Genomic DNA, 20,850 nt, shown 5'->3' on the forward strand with positions numbered 1-20,850 from the left:
TAATCTTACTAAAATTAATAATTTTTCCCCTTTTATGCAGCTTTTAAATGCTTTAATTTTAAAAAATGAAGTGAATAATAACGGTGCACCTAAAAAAATTAAGGAGGTACATCGTGGGAAATTATAATAATGGATTTGAGGATGAATATAAAAATGACGACCAGAATTATAATGAAGAAACAGCCGCTGAAATAGCAGCTCCTTATAGGCTTGGACAAGAAGATTCGGATAATACAGAAAGAGTCGGAGGAAAAGGGCTTGGTATCTCAGCTTTAATTCTTGCTATTCTTTCATTGTTCTATGCTCCATTGGTTTGGGGGACATTAGGGATTATCGTAGGATTTCTTGCTATTCGCAGAGGCAGTATGGCCTTAGGATCTTGGTCCATTGGAATCAGTGCTTTCTCAATCATTGTTCGTATGCTTATTGTACCGTTTTTTTAATGGTGCTTAATTTTTAAGGTAACATAAAGAGGAGGCGTGACTAATGGTGTCATGCCTCCTCTTTTTCTAACTGTTCGTCGTCTGTGTCTGTAAGAATAGAATGTATATAAAATTTGTGTTGTCTAACCTTACACCTGCTATGCTCGGAAATAAGTCAACCTGTTTTGAAAACCAAGTGCGGGTTTTCAAGAACAGCTTGTCTTATTTCTGCCGCATAGCTCTTTTTGGATTTGAAGTAGGACAAGAAGAATAAACATCAATCCAAAAAGACCGGTTACGGTTTTTCTTATTTCCGATGAACAAAAAGTATAAACTTCGTAAATGTATGTACGAAAGGTAGTACCAGTAATGAACAAATAACATTGAAAATAACACTGGCATGGGCTAATTGTATTTGTTCATCAGAAGTGAAATAAGCTGCGGCCATACGCAATTCGTCGATAAAAGGGTAAAAAAGTATAACGCCAAGTATATTTAACCAAATATGTGCATAGGCTGTAAGTCGTGCATCTTTTCCAGCACCAAGGCTTGCGATATAGCCTGTCACACATGTCCCAATATTTGAGCCAAGCATTAAGGCTATTCCAGCGGTAATAGATAGTTGGTCGCCAGCAATAAATCCCATTGCAATTCCGATTGTTGCTGTACTTGAATGAATAATTCCAGTTATACAAGCTCCGATAAAAATAGCGTATAAGTTATGGTTTTCGATAGATTGTAATGTACTCGCAAAAAAATCATATGTAGCTAATGGTTGTGAAAGTGATTTGAAGCCTTCAATGGCGAAAAAAATGAGAAATAATCCAAGTAGAGCAAAGCCGAGATGTCGAATGATATGGTGTTTCACAATGATGAGCAATAAGCCTAGAACAATTCCGGGAAGAATCCATTGATCAATCGAAAAAGTCATAAATTCCGCTGTTACTGTAGTTCCTATATTGCTTCCTAAAATGATCCCAAGACTTTGTTGAAAGGTTAAACCACCAACAGAAACAAGCCCTACAGTCATGACCATAACGGCGGAGCTACTTTGCAATAAAGCGGTGAAAAGCATACCTGTAAAGAAACCTTTGACTGGAGTATTCGTCAAAGATTGTAATTTATTTGTTAAACGTTCACCAGTAAGATTAAAGAGCCCATTTCGTAAAATTGTCATGGCGAATAAAAATAAAATGATGTATACGGTAAAAAGAAATATTTCTCGCATCTGTCCCACCCCTTAGGACAATCATATTGTGGTTTATTCTAGGACATGCCTAAAAATCATATGTTTTTTTAGAGAAATAAAAAAAGCAAGATACTTACGTGTATCAATTTTTAGAGAAGTAGTTGACCTTATATTATCCTTATATTATAATCGATAAGTACATGATATGAATTATGTTACACCTTGAGTTAGTGTGTTGTGTTCGGAGGGAGGGATAGAGATGTCTAAAACCGTAGTTCGTAAAAACGAATCACTTGAAGATGCTCTTCGTCGCTTTAAACGTTCTGTATCAAAAACTGGTACATTACAGGAAGCAAGAAAGCGCGAATTTTATGAAAAGCCAAGCGTAAAGCGTAAGAAGAAGTCTGAAGCTGCTAGAAAACGTAAATTCTAAGAGAGGGTGGTAATATGAGTCTTCTCGAACGATTGAACACTGACATGAAACAAGCGATGAAGAACAAGGAAAAAGACAAGCTCTCTGTTATTCGTATGGTTAAGTCGTCACTTCAAAATGAAGCGATTAAACTAGGCAATGCAGAATTAACAGAAGCAGAAGAATTAACTGTCCTTTCTCGCGAATTAAAACAACGTAAAGACTCTCTCCAAGAGTTTTCAAATGCTGGTCGCGATGACCTCGTTGAAAAAATTCAGACTGAAATTAAATACGTTGAAGCTTATATGCCTCAGCAATTTTCAGAAGCAGAAGTCTCTGAAATTGTTAAAGAAACCATTCAAAGCGTTGGAGCTACTTCAAAAGCTGATATGGGTAAAGTTATGGGAGCACTTATGCCTAAAGTTAAAGGCAAAGCAGATGGCTCTCTTGTTAATAAATTAGTACAACAACATCTATCTTAAACTCGTTTAAAAGCCACAAGCAACTGCTTGTGGCTTTTGAATGTTGACTTACAAGTAATTGGCACGTGAAAAGCATATATTTTTATTTGGAATTCCTGTAATATTAAAGTTACAGGATTTTTCTTTAGGATGTCTTGTTAAATATGCTTTTTATTAAAAAATATGAAACCTTTTTTGGTTTGTAAACGTAAACATACATATCGCATATTAACCTTTGAAAGGGGGGGATAAGAATGCGTAAATGGTTCTCCATAGTATTACTTTCACTTTTAGCTTTTTCTTGGCTCAGTTTCCCGACTGAAACGAGTGCCGCTAAACCAAAAGTATACGTAGTGCCTGTTGAAGATACGATTGAAAAAGGATTGCATGCATTTTTACAAAGGGCATTAAATGTTGCAGAAGAGAATGGTGCAGAAGCGGTAATCTTCCATATTAATACGCTTGGAGGAGCAGTCGATGCCGCATGGGATATAGGTGGGCTTTTTGCGAACTCGAATGTAAAAACGGTTGCATGGATTGATAAGCAGGCGTTGTCTGCAGGTGCATACATTGCGTTAAATACAAGTGAGATTTATATGTCACCTGGCTCAACAATGGGTTCAGCTGCAATTATTGATCATGAAGGTAATGCAGCGGATAAGAAAGCACAATCGAGCTGGCTTGCTTCTATGAAGTCTGCAGCGGAATTGAATAATAGAGATCCTAAATATGCAGAAGCGATGGCTAATGTAAATAATACACTAACAGATCTTGGTGCCGGGCAAGGTAAGTTGCTTACGTTAACGAATAAACAAGCGGCTGATGTTGGATATAGTGAAGGTACAGTTGATAATTTGGATGGTGTCTTGAAGCATTTAGGTCTTGAGAATGCCGATGTTAGAAGTATAGATGAAAGCTTTGCAGAAAAAGCAGCCAGATTCTTAACAAACCCTGTAGTTATTCCGATTCTGCTTACAATAGGTGCATTGGGACTTGTAATTGAATTATTTTCTCCGGGATTTGGATTACCTGGTCTAGTCGGACTTACATCATTAGGTTTATTCTTTTACGGGCATTTAGTCGCTGGTCTTACAGGCTATGAAACCGTTATATTATTTTTTCTTGGGCTCGCACTTCTCGGTTTAGAATTATTTTTACCGGGCGGTATTGTTGGGGCATTAGGGTGCCTAAGTATAATTGGTAGCTTGTTTATAGCGGGTGATAATAATACACATATGGCTGTTTCGATCTTAATTGCTCTTGTGGTATCCTTATCAGTATCAATCTTAATGGTAAAGGTGTTTGGTAAACAAATGAAATTCTTAAGAAGAATGATTTTAACTGATTCAACAAGTGCTGAAAGTGGTTATGTGTCCAATGTGAATCGCCTTGATTTAATCGGGCGTGAAGGTGTTACATTAACTCCACTAAGACCATCAGGAATCGCTTTAATTGATGATGAGCGAGTGGATGTAGTATCTGAGGGTAGCTTCATTGCGAAGGATATACCTGTAAAAGTAGTTAAAACAGAAGGTTCTAGAATTGTTGTAAGACAAGTAGAGAAGAAGGAAGGATGATTGAAATAATGGGTCCAGAAACAATTATGCTGATTGTTGCAGTATTTATTGGTATCGTAATTTTATCTATATTTTTCACATTCGTACCGGTTATGCTGTGGATTTCAGCATTGGCTGCAGGTGTACGAGTAAGTATTTTTACTTTAATTGGGATGAGATTACGTCGTGTAATTCCGAGTCGAGTTGTAAATCCACTTATTAAAGCACATAAAGCAGGTTTAGATGTGTCGACAAATCAATTAGAGAGTCATTATTTAGCTGGTGGTAACGTTGATCGTGTAGTAAATGCTTTAATTGCTGCACAACGTGCGAATATCGAATTGAGCTTTGAAAGAACAGCTGCTATTGACTTAGCAGGTCGTGACGTGTTAGAAGCGGTTCAAATGAGTGTTAACCCTAAAGTAATTGAAACACCATTTATTGCCGGTGTAGCAATGAACGGGATTGAAGTAAAAGCCAAAGCAAGAATTACAGTACGTGCAAACATCGAACGTCTAGTCGGTGGTGCTGGTGAAGAAACAATCGTTGCTCGTGTAGGTGAAGGGATTGTATCTACAATTGGTTCTTCAGAGAGTCATGCGCAAGTTTTAGAAAATCCTGATCGCATTTCACAAACTGTTCTATCTAAAGGTTTAGATTCAGGTACAGCATTCGAAATCTTATCGATTGATATTGCCGATGTTGATGTAGGAAAAAACATTGGTGCGATGTTACAAACAGACCAAGCAGAAGCAGATAAAAAGATTGCTCAAGCGAAAGCGGAAGAAAGACGTGCAATGGCTGTAGCGACAGAACAAGAAATGAGAGCAAAAGTAGAAGAAATGAAGGCGAAAGTTGTGGAAGCTGAATCACAAGTACCACTTGCGATGGCTGAAGCGCTTAAAGAAGGTAATTTAGGTGTCATGGATTATATGAATATCCAAAACTTAAATGCAGATACAGACATGAGAGGCTCTATCAGCAAGCTGTCTGATCAACCTAAGAAATAGTAGTTGTAAAAAACGCTTCTAGAAAGGAGGCTTACTCCTTATGATAGAAAGGATTATTTCCTTTTTTAGTGAAAATATTTTTTTCTTATTCATTATTTTGGGTATTGTTAGTTCCTTGTTTGGGAAGGAAAAAAAGGATAAACCGAAGCATAAACGTCCTGAATTTGATCCTACGCCAAGACCTACTGCTCAACCTGTGCAAAAGCGTAAAGTGAAAGAAATAAAGCAAGTTCTGGAAGATTTAAATGCACCAAAGATGAAAGAAGTAAAACAAGCATTAGAAGATTTAAATCCAAAGAAGGTCAAAGAGCTTGTAAGCTCGGCGACTCATGTTAAGCCAGATGTTGAACAAGAGATATCTAATTCGTATCAAGAGTTGCTTGAGCAACAAGCGAAGTGGGAGAAGCAAGCTGCTGCATTAGAGGCTAAAGCAAACGCAATTAAGCAAAGTAATCCATCAGCTATACAAAGCAATAATGGATTAAATGCTTTTCATAAAAATGAATTAGTAAATGGAATGATTATGTCTGAGGTGTTAGGACCTCCTAGATGTAAGAAGCCGCTTCAGCGTTTGAAAAAATAAGGATGTATATTATAAAAAAGTGCTAGAACCCCGTTTCATTTCATACATATGAGATGAAAGGGGGTTCTTTTTTATGGCAAAAAAATGGAGTCAGAAAGTCAGACAAATGCTAACTAACACCATTGATCTTCCAAAGGATGTCATGATGGACCTACCTCGAATTACGATGATTGGTCAGCTACATATATATATAGAAAATCATAGAGGATTAGTGGCATTTTCAGATAATGAAATTCGGTTAGGGTTGAGTCAAGGGCAACTTTCGATAAAAGGGGAGACTTTTGTCATTAAAGCCATTCTTCCTGAAGAGATACTATTAGAAGGTGTCATTAGCTCAGTTACATTCATTTCGTCCTAATGGTATCGTTAAGAGCTTTCTTTTTAAATGAGTACGAGAGGATATTAAAGGACATTTAATGACGTTCTAGCCACCATTAGAGGGCGATATCCCCATTGTAAGAATGGAACTTAATGAATTAAGAATTCGTCTTCTGATGAGTTCTTAATTCCCACAAGAGAAAAAAATAGAAATGAATATATTCGGGAGGAAACCCATGAAGAATCAATGGACAAACTTCTATGCGGGAAATGTGGAAGTAAAAGCATATGGGCAACAAGTTGAAGCGTTTGTTAATGATATGGTAAGAAAACGGATACGTATTTGGAATATGAAAAAAATGGGTACTGATGCTATTTGTTTTACAATTGCCTTATATAATGTGAAGAAAATGCGTGTAATAATTCGTAAATATGATTGTAAAGCTACCTTTCTTAAACGTTCAGGAGTACCTTTTTTGTGGCGTAGATTGCTTTTTAATAGTGGATTTCTAATAGGCTTTTTTCTTTTTCTTACATGTCTTTTTCTCTTATCCAATGTAGTATGGGGTATTGAAATATCAGGTGCAAAACCTGAAACGGAACATAAGATACGGCAACAATTAACGAAAATGGGTGTAGAAACAGGAAAGTTTCAATTTAACATGGATGAATCTGGTACCATTCAGCAAAAGTTATCAAGCAGTATAGATGAGATTACGTGGGTTGGAGTGGAGTTGAAAGGGACAACCTTCCATCTTCAAGTAGTAGAAAAGAAAGAGCCTAAACGAGCCAAGATGGACTCGCGGCAAAATATTATAGCGAATAAAAAAGCAATCGTGCGGAAAATATTTGTTGAAAAAGGTAAAGCGGCCGTTAGTGTGAATGATTATGTTAATAAGGGGCAAGTGCTTGTTTCGAGTAATATTAGTAATAATGATAAGTCTTCAGTGCTTGTTCCAGCTAAAGGAAGTGTTTGGGGAGAGGTTTGGTATAAGTCAGATGTGGCAATTCCTTTAAAGACTGAATTCTCAGTATTTTCCGGAAAAGAAGAAACAAAACATTATGTCAAAATGAAGACATTTTCCCTGCCAATTTGGGGTTTCAAAAAGACTACAATTGTGAATTATGAGAAAGATATAACGGATAAGCCCTTATTTTTCCTTGGATGGAAGCTACCTTTTTCTTATAAAACAGTTACATTTCGTGATAAAGAAAGCGTTGTTAGGGAATATTCAAAAAAAGAAGCGATTCTAAGAGGGCACGAAGTAGCTGAAAATGATTTAAAAAAAATGCTTCCTAAAAATAGTGAAGTGATTGGTCGAAAAGTTTTGCGCGAAAGTTTTGAGAGTGGTAAAGTTATATTATCTATACATTACCAAGTACTAGAAAATATCGCAATTGAACGACCAATTATTCAAGGAGATTAGGGAATGACAATAGAACAAAAAATGGTTGAAGTAAATTTAAAAACACCGAATGAAGCGTTATCCCTTCTTGGAACAGGTGATAGTAACATAAAGGTTCTTGAAGAAGAGCTAGAGATATCCATTGTGACAAGAGGCGAATCCATCTTAATTGGTGGAGATTCAGAAAAAGTTGAACTGGCAAATGACATAATTAAATCGCTTCTTTTAGTAATTAGAAAAGGAATCTCAATTAGTACACGAGATGTTTCGTATGCAATCTCTCTCGCAAAAAAAGGGACTTTAGAATACTTTCAAGATATGTATGATGAAGAAATAGCAAAAACGGTAAAGGGTAAGCCGATTCGAATTAAGACGTTAGGTCAAAAGCATTATATTACTGCCATTCGTAAACATGATATTGTGTTTGGAATTGGTCCTGCCGGTACTGGTAAGACATATTTAGCAGTAGTAATGGCCGTGTCAGCTCTAAAGAATGGTAAAGTGAATAAAATCATTTTAACGAGACCTGCTGTTGAAGCGGGAGAAAGCTTAGGCTTCCTACCAGGTGACTTGAAGGAGAAAGTAGATCCTTACTTAAGACCACTTTATGACGCTTTACATGACGTTTTAGGTGCTGAGCATACGCAACGTCTAATTGATCGCGGTATTATCGAAGTAGCACCACTAGCTTATATGCGTGGAAGAACTTTAGATGATGCTTTCGTTATTCTAGATGAAGCTCAAAATACAACAGAAGCACAAATGAAAATGTTTTTAACTCGATTAGGTTTTGGCTCAAAAATGATTATTACAGGTGATCGTTCTCAAATTGATTTACCGAGAGGAGCTAAATCTGGATTAGTAGCTGCAACGGAGATATTAAGTGAAGTAGAAGGTATAAGCTTTATTTATCTTGATGGAAGTGATGTTGTGCGTCACCGACTAGTAGGTAGAATTGTTGAAGCTTACCAAAAACATAATTCATAAGAAAAATCGTCACCGGTCTTTTTGGATTGATGTTTATACTTCTTGTTCTACTTCAAATCCAAAAAGAGCTATGAGGCAGAAATAAGACGAGCATAGCAGGTGTAAGTTTAGACAGTGTGCCAAATTTTATAATATATAATCTATAAAAACCGCTTACTGTTCATATACAGTGAAGCGGTTTTTCTTTTTGATATGACATTATTTTCATATTTATGTTAAACTTTGATGTACTTACGAAATAAAGTGTTATTCGAATTTATTAAAAAGTTAGATATGCAACTTTGTGAATGTCAACAAACTTTGAACAATCTATTATAAAGGTATCGAATGAACTCTTTTTCATAATGAAAGTTAGCTTAAAAACTGCTATGCTTTTTATGATGAAACAATTCACTAATGACTTTGTATTGGCATGTTAAAAGGTGATTTGGAGGAATATTGCGATTATGGATATTAATCAATTAATGTCAAAAGTGAAGCAATTGCTTCAACATACGGTTTTCCAAGTGCTTCTTTTTGTCATTCTTGCTCTCGTTTCTTATGGAGTTATGTTTTCAAATGTGAAGCCGGAAAAGGTAGATGTTCAATTACTTCAGGTTGCGAATGAAACGCTTAGAGCACCAAAAACAGTCGAAGATGTTGAAAAAACAAAGCAGGAAAAACAAGATGCTGTTAAGCAAGTAGACGATGTTTATACTACTAAAAAGGAATATGGAGAAAATCGGGTAGATTTAATATCATCCATCTTTGATGCTGCTGCTGAAGTTAAAAAAGAAAGTGAAAAGAAAAATGTTTCTAGTGTGCTGACGAAAGAAGAAAAGGAAGAATTATCAAATAATAATTTGACTTTATTAAAGAAGAAGTTGGCTGATGATGTAAATAAAGATCTTACAGATGATGTATATAAAGCACTCTTAAATGCATCTGATAGAGAGCTGCAAAATGCCAAAGATACAACGATTACTGCTATTAACACAGTAATGCGTGAGAAAATAGCAGCTACAGAAGTTGAAAATGCTAAAAAGTCTGTTGAGGACGAAATTAAATATATATCAATGCCAACTGATTTAAAAAAGGCTTCCCTTTCTTTAGCAAGGTATGCCATTACACAAAACTACTTCTTCGATCTTAAGAAAACGGAAGAACAGCGACAAGCTGCGTTAGAAAGCGTAGAACCTGTTAAAATTCTTCAAGGGCAAATTTTAGTTGAAAAAGGGCAACTAGTGGATCGTGAAGTTTACCGAAATTTAAAGCTAACAGGATTACTAAACAATGAACACTCCGTATTGCCGTTTCTTGGTTTAGGTATTTTAGTGGTTTTAGTGTTCGGATGTATGTTTTATTTTTATCATAAAATGGAAATAAAAAATGAGCAAAGACATAATCAAATCTTGATTTTTAGCTTGGTTTTTATTATTGCTATCGCTATATTAAAAACAGTAAGTTTATTTTCTAATGAAAGTGTAGATTTAAGGTTCTTTATTCCCGCCGCAATGGGCACAATGATACTGAAGATCTTACTAGATAATCGTTATTCTCTTGTATTTACGATTATTTTGAGTATATTCGGAGCGATAATTTTTAATGAAAATACAACTACTAATTTTAATTTTTCAATTTGTATTTATATATTATTAAGTGGAATTGCCTCATTGCTCTTACTTTCAACAAAAAACTTTCGTTCAAAGTTATTTCAAGCAGGCTTTCTGTTATCACTTGTTAATGTATTAATTATTTTTGCAGTGGTTTTAATAATGGATTTGCAAGTAGCTAATTTAGAATATGTATTTCATATATTAGCTGCATTTGTTTCGGGCATTTCTTCGTCTATATTAGCCATTGGGTTATTACCGTTATTTGAAGGAAGTTTTGGAATACTATCGACGATGAAATTGATTGAATTATCGAATCCAAATCATCCTTTGTTACGAAAAATTTTAATAGAAGCACCAGGTACATATCATCATAGTGTGATGGTCGCCAATTTAGCTGAAGCAGCTAGTGAAGCCATTGGTGCCAATGGCCTTCTGGCGAGAGTAGGGTGTTATTATCATGACATTGGTAAAACAAAACGCCCGCAGCTATTTATTGAAAATCAAATGAATATCGAGAATCCACATGATAAATTACAGCCTGCAGCAAGCAGGGATATAATAATTGCTCATGTGGTAGATGGCTCAAAAATATTAAAGAAATATAAAATGCCACAAGAAATTATTGATATTGCTGAACAACATCATGGAACAACACTATTAAAGTTTTTCTACTACAAAGAGAAAGAACTGAACGATGATGTGAAAGAAGAAGATTATCGTTATCCAGGACCGAAGCCACAAACGAAGGAGTCAGCGGTTGTTAGTGTTGCTGACAGTGTTGAGGCTGCGGTACGATCAATGAAAAGCCCAACTCGTGAGAAAATTGAAATGCTAGTTAAGAGTATTATTCATGATCGTTTGAATGATGATCAATTTTCCGAGTGTGATATAACGATTAAAGAATTGGATATTGTTGAGAAAACACTATGTGAAACATTGAATGGTATATTTCATTCAAGAATTGAATATCCAGATGTGAAAAATGAAAAGAAACAGGTGAAGTAAATGCTTTCTATAGATTTTATAGATGAGTTGAATAAAGTAAAAGAAGAAGAAATAGAATTAATCCAAGGAATTCTAGCGTTTGCTGCAAAAGCAGAAGGTATTGAAGAAGAATGTGAAGTGTCAGTAACTTTTGTAGATAATGAAGCAATTCGAGAAATTAATAAAGAATATCGTGGTAAGGATGCTCCTACAGATGTTATTTCTTTTGCTATGGAAGAACTAGGAGAAGATGAAATAGCGATTATTGGAGGAGATTCGACTAGAGTACTTGGAGACCTTATCATTTCTATCGATCGCGCAAAGGAACAGGCGGAAGAATATGGACATTCTTTTGAGCGTGAACTTGGATTTCTAGCTTTACATGGATTTTTGCACTTATTAGGCTATGATCATATCGAGAAAGAGGATGAAATCGTTATGTTTAATAAGCAAAAGGAAATATTAGAAAACTATGGCCTATCCAGGGGATAATCGAAAAATCTCTTTTATACGCAGTGTTGGTTTTGCCTTACAGGGGATTTTAACGTCATTTCGAGAGCGGAATATAATCATTCATTACATTGCAGCTGTAGTAGCTGTAGTAGCAGGTGTATTTTTTTCTATTTCGTCTATAGAATGGTTATTTGTGATCACAAGTATAGCAGGGGTCATAGTGCTAGAAATGGTCAATACAGCGATTGAAAAAGTAGTTGATTTAATTACGAGTGATTATCATATACTTGCTGAAAAGGCAAAAGATCTCGCAGCGGGTGCTGTGCTAATATACGCCATCTATTCAATGGTTGTTGGTGTCATTATCTTTTTACCTAAGATTTATGATTTTATATCATGACTGAATAGAAGAACTGGATGAAAAGAAAGTATTACGATTTTGTAATGCTTTCTTTTTTATATGAGGGGGGAATTAGATTGAAAAAAATTAACTGGTATGATGGAAGTGAATTAGTTATTAAAGGAGATAGCTGCTTGAATGTGAAAAAGGGAACAAAACTGGTATTTCCGGAAACTAAGATTAACGGAGAAGTATGGCTTGAGGCAATGGATGTAGAGGACATAATCAATCATGCAAGATGTATTAAGGACAAAGATTCGACCATCCCTCTCGTTTGTAATAGTATTTGGCTTGATCAAGACAGAATCAGCTTGTTTTTACAGAACGAAGCATTGTTTGATAAAGTGGTTATTCTTCCTTATAAACGAGGTAGGGCATTAGATGAGCGAACCTTTTGGGAATGCTATCATGAAATTTTGGAGTGTCTTCATACTATTCCAAAGCATAAGCTGATTATTGATTTAATTATGGCGACTACGATTTCCGCAAGTACCAAAACAGTTAGCTCGTTTGCTAGCATTGCAAGGACATTGATGTTTGATGGCTATCAAACATTAATTTCACTTGATAATTATCGTTTGCACAGCAAAGATCTGGAAAAGGATGAGAATCTTCAAAGTTTATCTGAAGTGTTAATAGAGAATGATTTGACGTATTTGTTAGGTTTGGAGGGTTAAAGTGTAATTTATTGCTTTGAAAAGGAAAAGAATTAAAGTCTTATGTGTACATATGCACAAAATTAGTTAAAATAAAATGTATGCCTTTTATCTGGAGTAATTTTGAAAAGTGTGTAAAGTATAACAAGTATATTACATTTTCAGTTAATAACTCCGTGATAATTAAAAATATTGTAAAATAAAAATATGCCCTTTTTGAAAGGAAGTTTAGTTATGGATTCAAAACAACTTATGGAAGAAGCAAAAAAAGCACGTGAGAAAGCATATGTACCTTATTCAAAGTTCAAGGTAGGGGCTGCATTGCTTACAAAAGACGGAAAAGTATATCATGGTTGTAATATAGAAAACGCAGCTTATAGCTTATGTAATTGTGCAGAGAGAACTGCACTATTTGCAGCTTATGCGGAAGAAGATAAAGAATTTAGTGCACTTGCAGTAGTTGCTGATACAAAGAGACCTGTACCACCTTGTGGAGCTTGTCGCCAAGTTATTTCAGAACTTTGTCCGAAAGATATGGTTGTCTATTTGACGAACTTAGAAGGTGATGTTCAAGAAATAACAGTTGATCAATTATTACCAGGAGCATTTTCACCGGAGGATTTAGATGACAAGTAATAGTAATACAGAACAAAAATTTAAGTCAGGGTTTATCTCTATTATAGGTAGACCAAATGTGGGGAAATCGACATTCTTAAACCGTGTAATCGGACAAAAGATTGCGATTATGAGTGATAAACCTCAAACAACGAGAAATAAAGTACAAGGTGTATTAACAGGAAATGATTCGCAAATGATTTTTATTGATACACCAGGTATTCATAAGCCAAAGCATAAGCTTGGTGACTTCATGGTGAAGAGTGCAATTAATGCCTTGCGTGAAGTAGATGTTATTTTATTTATGGTAAATGCTGTTGAAGGATTTGGACGTGGGGACGAATTCATCATTGAGAAGCTACAAGATGTTAAAACACCAGTGTTTCTTGTTGTGAACAAAATCGATGAAGTACACCCTGATGAACTGCTACCACTAATCGACAAATATAAAGAAAAGCTGAACTTTCAAGCGATTGTTCCTATCTCTGCACTTGAAGGTAATAATGTTGATACGCTGCTTACAACGATTAAAAAACAACTTCCTGAAGGGCCACAATACTATCCAGCTGATCAAGTAACAGATCATCCGGAAAGATTTATTATTTCAGAGCTTATTCGTGAAAAAGTTCTACATTTAACTCGTGAAGAAGTGCCGCATTCCATTGCTGTTGTTATTGATTCCATTAAGAAAAAAGAAGGCAAAGAAATCGTGGAAGTTATGGCTACAATTATTGTAGAACGTAGTTCACAAAAAGGAATCGTGATTGGTAAGCAAGGCAGTATGATGAAAGAAATTGGTCAACGAGCACGTAAAGATATTGAACTTCTACTAGGCTCAAAAGTTTATTTAGAGCTATGGGTGAAAGTGCAAAAAGACTGGCGCAACAAAATGTCTGTATTAAAAGACTATGGATTTAATGATGATTATTAATTAGTAATTTTTGTAGCACATGAAAAAATAGAGAAAGGTCAAGATAATATTATAGTTGCATTTACTATTGCTAGTGAAAAACTAAAAAGGTGGGATTTAAGATGTTGGATTTTACCTGGAAGATCTTCAAAGAAACAGGTAGCGTAGACACGTATCTTTTGTTTAAAGAAATTCAGTTGGACAATCAAGACCCATTTGAAAGTAAGGATGACGAACTAGCAGAAATGAATTCAACACTTTCATAATATTGTCTTGGCTTTAGTCGAAGAAGGTGACTTGTCTTGATCCAAAAATGTGAAGGCATTGTCATTCGCCGAACGAATTATGGAGAGAACAATAAAATTATCACAATTTATACTCGCGAATGGGGTAAGATTGGAGTGATGGCAAGAGGGGCTAATAAGCCAAATAGTAGGCTCTCTTCCGTCACTCAACTTTTCTATTATGGCTATTTTCTTGTTCAAACCTCATCTGGATTAGGAAGTCTATCTCAAGGAGAGTCGATTGAATCTTTCCGGCATATCCGAGAAGATATTATTAGTACAGCTTATGCTTCTTACATAATTGAGCTACTTGATAAAGGAACGGATGATAAGAAGTCCAATCCGTATTTATTTGAATTGCTTTATCAAATGTTGAATTATATTAATGAAGGGTACGATCCAGAGGTTCTTACAGCTATTTTTGAAATGAAAATGCTGAGTGTGTTAGGCATTCCTCCAGTACTTGATCGTTGTGTCTCTTGTGATTCAACAGAAGGAGAATTTTCATTTTCGGTAAAAGAAGGTGGTTTCTTGTGTCACCGATGCAAGGAGAAAGATCGTTATCGTATACCGACAAGCCCAACGACAGTGAAATTGCTGCGTTTATTTTATTATTTTGACCTTTCGAGGTTAGGGAGCATTTCACTAAAACCCGAAACGAAAAAAGAATTAAAGCTAATAATTGAATCGTATTATGATGAATATTCTGGTTTGCATTTAAAGTCGAAGAAGTTTTTGCAGCAAATGCATAAGCTCGATGGATTAATGTGATTGTGAAGAAAAGTTCAAACTAAACGGTAAAATTTAATCGTAATGTTGACAAAAGGTTAGTTATTTGGATAAAATGCTATGTAAATAACAACAGTAAATATTGCAATGATGGAAAAGAGTATCTGACATTTTTTATAGAAGCGAGCTCGGGTATGGTGCAAGCCGAGTTATAAATATTCAGAGAAGGGCGTTCCGGAGCAAATGAAACACGAAAAGAGGCAGTTTATTATATAGACTGCAATTAGGGTGGAACCGCGGGTAACTCTCGTCCCTATGCGAAGAAGCATAGGAATGAGAGTTTTTTTGTGTTCTTTTTTCTATGTAAATAAAAACGGAGGTGCCGTATGAATATACAAAATATGATTTTAACTTTACAAAAACATTGGTCAAATCAAGGATGTATTCTAATGAATGCATACGATACGGAGAAAGGTGCAGGAACGATGAGTCCATATACGTTCTTAAGAGCAATTGGACCTGAGCCTTGGAGTGTAGCTTATGTAGAGCCTTCACGCCGTCCGGCAGATGGTCGTTATGGTGAGAATCCAAACCGTCTATATCAACATCATCAGTTCCAAGTTATCATGAAGCCATCTCCTGATAACATTCAAGAGTTATACTTAGATTCTTTACGTGCTTTAGGAATTAATCCATTAGAGCATGATATTCGTTTCGTTGAAGATAACTGGGAGAACCCATCACTAGGTTGTGCGGGTCTTGGCTGGGAAGTATGGCTTGATGGAATGGAAATCACGCAGTTTACGTATTTCCAACAAGTTGGTGGTCTTGAGTGTAAACCAGTATCTGTAGAGATTACGTATGGTATTGAGCGTCTAGCTTCTTACATTCAAGATAAAGAAAATGTTTTTGATCTTGAGTGGACAGAAGGCTTCACAATTCGTGATATTTTCGGTCAACCTGAATTTGAGCATTCAAAATATACTTTCCAAACAAGTAATACAGAAATGTTATTTGAGCTTTTCAATATGTATGAAAAAGAAGCGCATGCACAAATGGAAGCAGGTCTTGTGCACCCAGCATATGATTATGTTCTAAAATGCTCACATACTTTTAATCTTCTAGATGCAAAAGGAGCAATTTCAGTAACAGAGCGTACAGGTTATATCGCTCGTTGTCGTAACCTAGCTAGAAAAGTAGCGAAAACATTTTATGATGAGCGTGAAAAGTTAGGATTCCCAATCTTAAAGCAGAAGGGAGAAAATACTCATGAATAAGAAAGATTTATTACTAGAAATTGGTTTAGAAGAACTTCCTGCTCGTTTCGTTACTGATTCAATTGAGCAGTTATCAAATAAAGTAGAAGCTTGGTTAAAAGAGAAAAAAATTAGTTATACAGCAGTTCAAAAATATTCAACTCCTCGTCGTCTTGCGATTTTAGTTACAGATGTAACTGAAATGCAAGAAGATACACAAGAGGAAGCAAAAGGACCAGCTAAGAAAATTGCTCTTGATGCTGAAGGCAATTGGTCTAAAGCAGCGATTGGATTTGCAAGAGGTCAAGGAGTAGCGGTAGAAGACATCTATTTCAAGGAAATTAAAGGTGTTGAATACGTTCACGTGCAAAAGTTTACAAAGGGCCAACAAGTAAAAGAGCTACTTGTTGATTTGAAAGATATTATTACATCTCTTTCTTTCCCAAAAAACATGCGCTGGGCTGACCAAGATTTACGCTTTGTACGTCCAATTAAGTGGATGATTGCTTTGTTCGGTCAAGAAGTAATTCCATTCGAGATTACAAATGTTGCTACAAGTAATACAACATTAGGTCATCGTTTCTTAGGAGAAAAAATTGTTATTGAAACGCCAGCTTCATATGAAGAGATGTTAAAAGAGCAATATGTTATTGCAGATGCTACGAAACGAAAAGAAATGATTCTATCTCAATTAAAACAATTAGAACAAGAAAATGGCTGGGTTATTCCTGTTGATGAAGATTTACTAGAAGAAGTAAATAACTTGGTAGAATATCCTACAGCACTATTTGGAAAGTTCGAAGAAGAATACTTAGAATTACCTGACCGTGTGCTAATTACGTCAATGAAGGAGCACCAAAGATACTTCCCAGTGATGAATCAAAATGGTGAATTACTACCTTTCTTCGTAACGGTGCGTAACGGTAATAGTGAAGGTATTGACATTGTGGCAAGAGGTAATGAAAAGGTACTTCGTGCTCGTCTTGCTGATGCTGACTTCTTCTATCGTGAAGACCAAACAAAAGATATTGCTTCTTGCTTGAAGAAGTTAGAAACAATTGTGTATCACGAAGAAATTGGTACATTGGCAGAGAAAGTAAGTCGTGTACGTGCATTAACAAATAGCTTGAGTGACGAGCTTTCAGTTGATGCAGAAACAAAACAAGATGCTGATCGTACGGCTGAGATTGCGAAATTCGATTTAGTAACAGGCATGGTATATGAATTCCCTGAATTACAAGGATATATGGGTGAAAGATACGCTCGTATTAAAGGGGAAAAAGAAGCGGTAGCAGTAGCTGTAAATGAGCATTACATGCCACGTCACGCTGAAGATGATGTTCCGCTGAGTGAAGTTGGGGCTATCGTAAGTGTAGCGGAGAAAATGGATACAATTACGTCTAACTTTGCAATTGGAAATATCCCAACAGGTTCACAAGATCCTTATGCATTGAGAAGACAAGCAAGTGGTATTGTACAAATCTTAGTTGAGAAAAACTGGAGCATTCGTCTTGAAACACTTGTAGACTTGTCATTAGCACTTGTTGAGAGCGCTGGAATTGCCAAAAGCAGTGTCAAAGAGATTAGAGAAGCAATTATCAACTTCTTCAATGCTCGTATTAAGCACTTATTAAATGAAAAAGAAGTACGATATGATTTAGTAGATGCAGTGTTAGCAGGTGAAGTTGGTGTTGTATCTTCATTAGTGAACCGTGCGTTAGTTCTTGAACAAGAAAAAAATAGTGCGACATTTAAAGAGAGCATGGAAGCATTAAGCCGTGTCATGAATATCGCTGTTAAGCTAACAGAAGTACCTGTTGTGAAACCTGAGCTATTTGAAAATGAAGAAGAAAAAAATCTTTACAATGCATTTAAAAATGTTGAAGAACAGTACGCAACTGTTCAATCTGAAAGCGAGCAATTTGCGTTACTTGTTTCTTTAAAAGGTGACATTGAGCAATATTTCGAGAATACAATGGTAATGGCTGAAGATGAGTCAATTCGTTATAACCGTTTATCATTAATGAAAGAAATTAGCAATCTTATTAGTAGCTTTGCTCATATGAATAAAATATTATCTATCTAATAAAATTAAACTTTGCTCGGTGGGGATATCCTCACCGAGCATTTGTTGAGCGGGATAAAGCAACAGTATAAACTAAAAGGGGGTGTGGAAAGTGAGAAATCACTTTTTGCACAGCCCCTTTTTACAAATGAATAATTAGTATATAATAATTATATATAGTATAGCTTAATTCTGTGTAATGCAGTAAGGTGGTGAATAAAATCGAACTGAATAAACGGCAAGAGCATATTCTTCGAATTGTAAAAGAAAACGGTCCGATTACTGGTGAAAGTATTGCGGAGCAACTACATTTAACGAGAGCGACTTTACGACCTGATTTGGCTATCTTGACAATGGCAGGCTTTCTTGAAGCTCGACCACGTGTAGGTTATTTTTATAGTGGGAAAACTGGTACACAGCTTTTGACGGATAATCTTTCTAAATTGTATGTGAAAGATTTCCAATCGATTCCGGTGGTCGTTTCTGATAGTATTTCGGTATACGATGCAATTTGTACGATGTTTTTAGAGGATGTAGGTACTTTATTTGTTGTTGATCAACATGCACATCTAGTAGGTGTATTATCAAGAAAAGACCTACTTCGAGCAAGTATTGGTAAGCAGGATTTAACGACTATTCCTGTGAATATTATTATGACAAGAATGCCGAACATCGCAATGTGTATGAAAGAAGATTTAATAATAGAAGTTGCAAAGAAATTGATTGAGAAACAAATCGATGCTCTTCCAGTAGTGAAACAAACGGAAAGTGGTTATGAAGTTACTGGAAGAATTACAAAGACAAATATAACTAAAGCACTTGTTTCTCTAGCTACAGAGGAAATTTAAGATTTGGGGAGGACAATACATGAGTTCACCAATTATTTATGTAGTTTCAGATTCAGTTGGGGAAACAGCTGAATTAGTTACAAAAGCAGCTGTAAGTCAATTTATTAATTCTAATATTACGATTAAACGTATACCATATGTAGAACATCGTGAGGACATTGAAGAAGTAATTTCACTAGCTAAACTAAATGAAGCAATTATTGCTTATACATTAGTTAGACCTCATGATAGAGAATATATGAAGAAAAGATCTGCTGAGGAAGGTATTATCACATATGATATTATTGGTCCTTTAATGGATACACTGCAAGATACGCTGAATTTAAGCCCAGTTTACGAGCCAGGTTTGGTAAGAAAACTAGATGAAGATTATTTTAAACGAGTAGAAGCTATTGAATTTGCCGTTAAGTATGATGATGGTCGTGATCCAAGAGGTATTTTAAGAGCGGATATCGTACTTGTTGGTGTGTCTAGAACGTGCAAAACACCCCTATCTCAATACTTAGCACATAAGCGATTTAAAGTTGCCAATGTACCGCTAGTGCCTGAAGTAGAGCCACCAGAAGAATTATTCCTTGTTGCTCCAGAAAAGTGTATCGGCTTAAAAATTAGTCCAGAAAAATTGAATAATATTCGTAAAGAGCGACTTAAGACTTTAGGTCTGGGCGATCATGCGATTTATGCCAACCTAGGCAGAATAAAAGAAGAACTTCAGTATTTCGAAACAATAGTTGATAAGTTAAAATGCCCAGTAATCGACGTAACGAATAAAGCGGTAGAAGAAACAGCTAATAATATTATCACAATGATTCAAAACAACAAAAGATAATAATCTGTAAAAAAGGTACATGTAGGTGTACCTTTTTTATAGGAGAAAAAGTATATTATTTTGCTGCTATAGTTTTTACTTTACATTGCTATGCTAAGGGATTAAGATGATTTGTTTGGAGACTGAAAATAGGTTTTCTATAACAGATGGTCCGAAGCCTTGCATAGCGCCTTTTTTTGTTGAGGAAAATCGATTAAATGTCTAGATTTTTACTGTATTATGTTCTATAATGAAAAATTGTGATAAAAAGAATAATCTTTAGGTTTAGAGTTGCTTATGTAGGAATAAACTAATAATCATAAGAATGTCAAGAGATTCTTCAAAAAAAATTCGACATTTCCAGTCTCTTTTAAAAACTTATGAGAATTTAAGCAGGAAATTGAAGAAAAATGGAGAAATAAGAAAACATGACTTATAAACCTTCCATAATCGTAGATGGTGATGCTTGTCCTGTGAAAGATGAATGTATAGCCTGTGCTAAGGAATTCCAAGTGGATGTTGTTTTCGTAGCATCTATTAAGAACAAAACGAATAAATATCCTGAGGCACGTTGGATTTACGTTGATTGGGATAAGGAAGCAGCAGACCTATATATGATGAATATGGCAAAGAAAGATGATATTGCTGTAACTAGTGACATTGGTTTGGCGGCAGCATTACTTGGAAAAGGGGTTTGTGTTCTTTCTCCAAAGGGAATATTTTATAATGAGTACAATATTGACTCACTCTTGTTTATGCGGCATACAGCTGCGAAGAAGAGAAGGAAAGGTGTTTACTCGAAAGGACCAAAGGCTTTTACTGAAAATGACCGAAAAAATTTCCATAATTCACTAGTGAAAATTTTGTCGAACTTTGCAGGGAAATAAGCAGATTTATCGAATA

At 35.5% G+C, this 20,850-nt stretch carries 23 protein-coding genes and 1 other annotated feature; of the genes, 22 read left to right on the forward strand and 1 reads right to left on the reverse strand.

Annotated features, from left to right (window positions below):
* Positions 1-113: 113 nt before the first annotated feature.
* The gene (locus TX86_RS02150) at positions 114-443 is read left to right on the forward strand and encodes a DUF4190 domain-containing protein (protein ID WP_154663032.1); all 330 of its coding nucleotides are present in this window, start codon (positions 114-116) and stop codon (positions 441-443) included.
* A gap of 286 nt (positions 444-729) precedes the next feature.
* Here the strand turns inward: TX86_RS02150 and TX86_RS02155 are convergent, their stop codons facing one another.
* Positions 730-1,650: a Na/Pi symporter gene (locus TX86_RS02155; protein ID WP_042345815.1), complete on the reverse strand. Its 921-nt coding sequence runs from the start codon at positions 1,648-1,650 to the stop codon at positions 730-732.
* Positions 1,651-1,870: 220 nt separating this feature from the next.
* Between TX86_RS02155 and rpsU the strand changes: the two genes are divergently transcribed.
* The 21 genes from rpsU (at position 1,871) to TX86_RS02255 (ending at position 20,834) form a co-directional block, all read left to right on the forward strand.
* Positions 1,871-2,044 (forward strand): 30S ribosomal protein S21, encoded by a 174-nt coding sequence (rpsU, locus tag TX86_RS02160; protein WP_003152957.1) that lies wholly within the window; start codon positions 1,871-1,873, stop codon positions 2,042-2,044.
* A 14-nt stretch (positions 2,045-2,058) separates the two neighbouring features.
* Positions 2,059-2,505 (forward strand): GatB/YqeY domain-containing protein, encoded by a 447-nt coding sequence (locus TX86_RS02165; protein ID WP_042345817.1) that lies wholly within the window; start codon positions 2,059-2,061, stop codon positions 2,503-2,505.
* Between the two features lie 233 nt (positions 2,506-2,738).
* A complete protein-coding gene (locus TX86_RS02170) occupies positions 2,739-4,061 on the forward strand; it encodes an NfeD family protein (protein WP_042345819.1) in 1,323 nt (440 codons plus the stop codon).
* A gap of 8 nt (positions 4,062-4,069) precedes the next feature.
* Positions 4,070-5,050 carry a flotillin-like protein FloA gene (gene floA / locus TX86_RS02175; RefSeq protein ID WP_042350061.1) on the forward strand — a complete coding sequence of 327 codons (981 nt, stop codon included), beginning with the start codon at positions 4,070-4,072 and terminating at the stop codon, positions 5,048-5,050.
* A 40-nt stretch (positions 5,051-5,090) separates the two neighbouring features.
* Positions 5,091-5,633, forward strand: coding sequence for a YqfB family membrane protein (locus TX86_RS02180; RefSeq protein ID WP_042345821.1), 543 nt, complete (start codon positions 5,091-5,093; stop codon positions 5,631-5,633).
* Positions 5,634-5,706: 73 nt separating this feature from the next.
* Positions 5,707-5,991 carry a sporulation protein YqfC gene (gene yqfC / locus TX86_RS02185; RefSeq protein WP_042345824.1) on the forward strand — a complete coding sequence of 95 codons (285 nt, stop codon included), beginning with the start codon at positions 5,707-5,709 and terminating at the stop codon, positions 5,989-5,991.
* Between the two features lie 196 nt (positions 5,992-6,187).
* Positions 6,188-7,378 carry a sporulation protein YqfD gene (gene yqfD, locus TX86_RS02190; RefSeq protein WP_042345827.1) on the forward strand — a complete coding sequence of 397 codons (1,191 nt, stop codon included), beginning with the start codon at positions 6,188-6,190 and terminating at the stop codon, positions 7,376-7,378.
* Between the two features lie 3 nt (positions 7,379-7,381).
* Complete coding sequence (locus TX86_RS02195; RefSeq protein ID WP_042345829.1) at positions 7,382-8,344, forward strand: PhoH family protein; 963 nt, start codon at positions 7,382-7,384, stop codon at positions 8,342-8,344.
* A gap of 446 nt (positions 8,345-8,790) precedes the next feature.
* A complete protein-coding gene (locus TX86_RS02200) occupies positions 8,791-10,944 on the forward strand; it encodes an HD family phosphohydrolase (RefSeq protein WP_042345831.1) in 2,154 nt (717 codons plus the stop codon).
* Positions 10,945-11,415 (forward strand): rRNA maturation RNase YbeY, encoded by a 471-nt coding sequence (gene ybeY / locus TX86_RS02205; protein ID WP_042345834.1) that lies wholly within the window; start codon positions 10,945-10,947, stop codon positions 11,413-11,415.
* Entirely contained in the window at positions 11,396-11,776 is a 381-nt protein-coding gene (locus TX86_RS02210; RefSeq protein WP_042345838.1) for a diacylglycerol kinase family protein, read from the forward strand. The genes ybeY and TX86_RS02210 overlap by 20 nt, the downstream gene beginning before the upstream one ends.
* Positions 11,777-11,853: 77 nt before the next feature.
* Positions 11,854-12,453: a hypothetical protein gene (locus TX86_RS02215; RefSeq protein WP_042345840.1), complete on the forward strand. Its 600-nt coding sequence runs from the start codon at positions 11,854-11,856 to the stop codon at positions 12,451-12,453.
* Positions 12,454-12,666: 213 nt separating this feature from the next.
* A complete protein-coding gene (locus TX86_RS02220) occupies positions 12,667-13,068 on the forward strand; it encodes a cytidine deaminase (protein WP_042345843.1) in 402 nt (133 codons plus the stop codon).
* Positions 13,058-13,978 (forward strand): GTPase Era, encoded by a 921-nt coding sequence (era, locus tag TX86_RS02225; RefSeq protein ID WP_042345846.1) that lies wholly within the window; start codon positions 13,058-13,060, stop codon positions 13,976-13,978. The genes TX86_RS02220 and era overlap by 11 nt, the downstream gene beginning before the upstream one ends.
* A gap of 101 nt (positions 13,979-14,079) precedes the next feature.
* Positions 14,080-14,223: a YqzL family protein gene (locus TX86_RS26045; RefSeq protein ID WP_081707535.1), complete on the forward strand. Its 144-nt coding sequence runs from the start codon at positions 14,080-14,082 to the stop codon at positions 14,221-14,223.
* Between the two features lie 36 nt (positions 14,224-14,259).
* The gene (gene recO, locus TX86_RS02230; RefSeq protein WP_042345848.1) at positions 14,260-15,012 is read left to right on the forward strand and encodes a DNA repair protein RecO; all 753 of its coding nucleotides are present in this window, start codon (positions 14,260-14,262) and stop codon (positions 15,010-15,012) included.
* 96 nt (positions 15,013-15,108) lie between these two features.
* Positions 15,109-15,288, forward strand: a binding site (T-box leader).
* A 68-nt stretch (positions 15,289-15,356) separates the two neighbouring features.
* The gene (gene glyQ, locus TX86_RS02235) at positions 15,357-16,247 is read left to right on the forward strand and encodes a glycine--tRNA ligase subunit alpha (protein ID WP_042345850.1); all 891 of its coding nucleotides are present in this window, start codon (positions 15,357-15,359) and stop codon (positions 16,245-16,247) included.
* Positions 16,240-18,312, forward strand: coding sequence for a glycine--tRNA ligase subunit beta (gene glyS, locus TX86_RS02240; protein ID WP_042345852.1), 2,073 nt, complete (start codon positions 16,240-16,242; stop codon positions 18,310-18,312). The genes glyQ and glyS overlap by 8 nt, the downstream gene beginning before the upstream one ends.
* A 191-nt stretch (positions 18,313-18,503) precedes the next feature.
* Entirely contained in the window at positions 18,504-19,139 is a 636-nt protein-coding gene (ccpN, locus tag TX86_RS02245) for a transcriptional regulator CcpN (protein WP_195892850.1), read from the forward strand.
* Positions 19,140-19,158: 19 nt separating this feature from the next.
* Complete coding sequence (locus tag TX86_RS02250; protein ID WP_042345856.1) at positions 19,159-19,968, forward strand: pyruvate, water dikinase regulatory protein; 810 nt, start codon at positions 19,159-19,161, stop codon at positions 19,966-19,968.
* A 407-nt stretch (positions 19,969-20,375) separates the two neighbouring features.
* Positions 20,376-20,834, forward strand: a complete 459-nt coding sequence (locus tag TX86_RS02255) for a YaiI/YqxD family protein (protein WP_042345857.1) — start codon at positions 20,376-20,378, stop codon at positions 20,832-20,834.
* The last annotated feature ends 16 nt before the right edge of the window (positions 20,835-20,850 follow it).

The sequence above is a fragment of the Bacillus massiliigorillae genome (genome assembly GCF_000380245.2).
GTDB lineage: Bacteria > Bacillota > Bacilli > Bacillales > DSM-1321 > Bacillus_AD > Bacillus_AD massiliigorillae.

What these genes read in the sequence shown, in the direction of transcription:
- TX86_RS02255 (WP_042345857.1), top strand. Translation starts at nt 20,376, where the DNA reads ATGACTTATAAACCTTCCATAATCGTAGATGGTGATGCTTGTCCTGTG.
- TX86_RS02200 (WP_042345831.1), top strand. Translation starts at nt 8,791, where the DNA reads ATGGATATTAATCAATTAATGTCAAAAGTGAAGCAATTGCTTCAACAT.
- TX86_RS02180 (WP_042345821.1), top strand. Translation starts at nt 5,091, where the DNA reads ATGATAGAAAGGATTATTTCCTTTTTTAGTGAAAATATTTTTTTCTTA.
- yqfC (WP_042345824.1), top strand. Translation starts at nt 5,707, where the DNA reads ATGGCAAAAAAATGGAGTCAGAAAGTCAGACAAATGCTAACTAACACC.
- TX86_RS02170 (WP_042345819.1), top strand. Translation starts at nt 2,739, where the DNA reads ATGCGTAAATGGTTCTCCATAGTATTACTTTCACTTTTAGCTTTTTCT.
- rpsU (WP_003152957.1), top strand. Translation starts at nt 1,871, where the DNA reads ATGTCTAAAACCGTAGTTCGTAAAAACGAATCACTTGAAGATGCTCTT.
- TX86_RS02195 (WP_042345829.1), top strand. Translation starts at nt 7,382, where the DNA reads ATGACAATAGAACAAAAAATGGTTGAAGTAAATTTAAAAACACCGAAT.
- era (WP_042345846.1), top strand. Translation starts at nt 13,058, where the DNA reads ATGACAAGTAATAGTAATACAGAACAAAAATTTAAGTCAGGGTTTATC.
- glyQ (WP_042345850.1), top strand. Translation starts at nt 15,357, where the DNA reads ATGAATATACAAAATATGATTTTAACTTTACAAAAACATTGGTCAAAT.
- ybeY (WP_042345834.1), top strand. Translation starts at nt 10,945, where the DNA reads ATGCTTTCTATAGATTTTATAGATGAGTTGAATAAAGTAAAAGAAGAA.
- glyS (WP_042345852.1), top strand. Translation starts at nt 16,240, where the DNA reads ATGAATAAGAAAGATTTATTACTAGAAATTGGTTTAGAAGAACTTCCT.
- floA (WP_042350061.1), top strand. Translation starts at nt 4,070, where the DNA reads ATGGGTCCAGAAACAATTATGCTGATTGTTGCAGTATTTATTGGTATC.
- TX86_RS02210 (WP_042345838.1), top strand. Translation starts at nt 11,396, where the DNA reads ATGGCCTATCCAGGGGATAATCGAAAAATCTCTTTTATACGCAGTGTT.
- TX86_RS02250 (WP_042345856.1), top strand. Translation starts at nt 19,159, where the DNA reads ATGAGTTCACCAATTATTTATGTAGTTTCAGATTCAGTTGGGGAAACA.
- TX86_RS02165 (WP_042345817.1), top strand. Translation starts at nt 2,059, where the DNA reads ATGAGTCTTCTCGAACGATTGAACACTGACATGAAACAAGCGATGAAG.
- TX86_RS02155 (WP_042345815.1), bottom strand. Translation starts at nt 1,650, where the DNA reads ATGCGAGAAATATTTCTTTTTACCGTATACATCATTTTATTTTTATTC.
- yqfD (WP_042345827.1), top strand. Translation starts at nt 6,188, where the DNA reads ATGAAGAATCAATGGACAAACTTCTATGCGGGAAATGTGGAAGTAAAA.
- TX86_RS26045 (WP_081707535.1), top strand. Translation starts at nt 14,080, where the DNA reads ATGTTGGATTTTACCTGGAAGATCTTCAAAGAAACAGGTAGCGTAGAC.
- TX86_RS02220 (WP_042345843.1), top strand. Translation starts at nt 12,667, where the DNA reads ATGGATTCAAAACAACTTATGGAAGAAGCAAAAAAAGCACGTGAGAAA.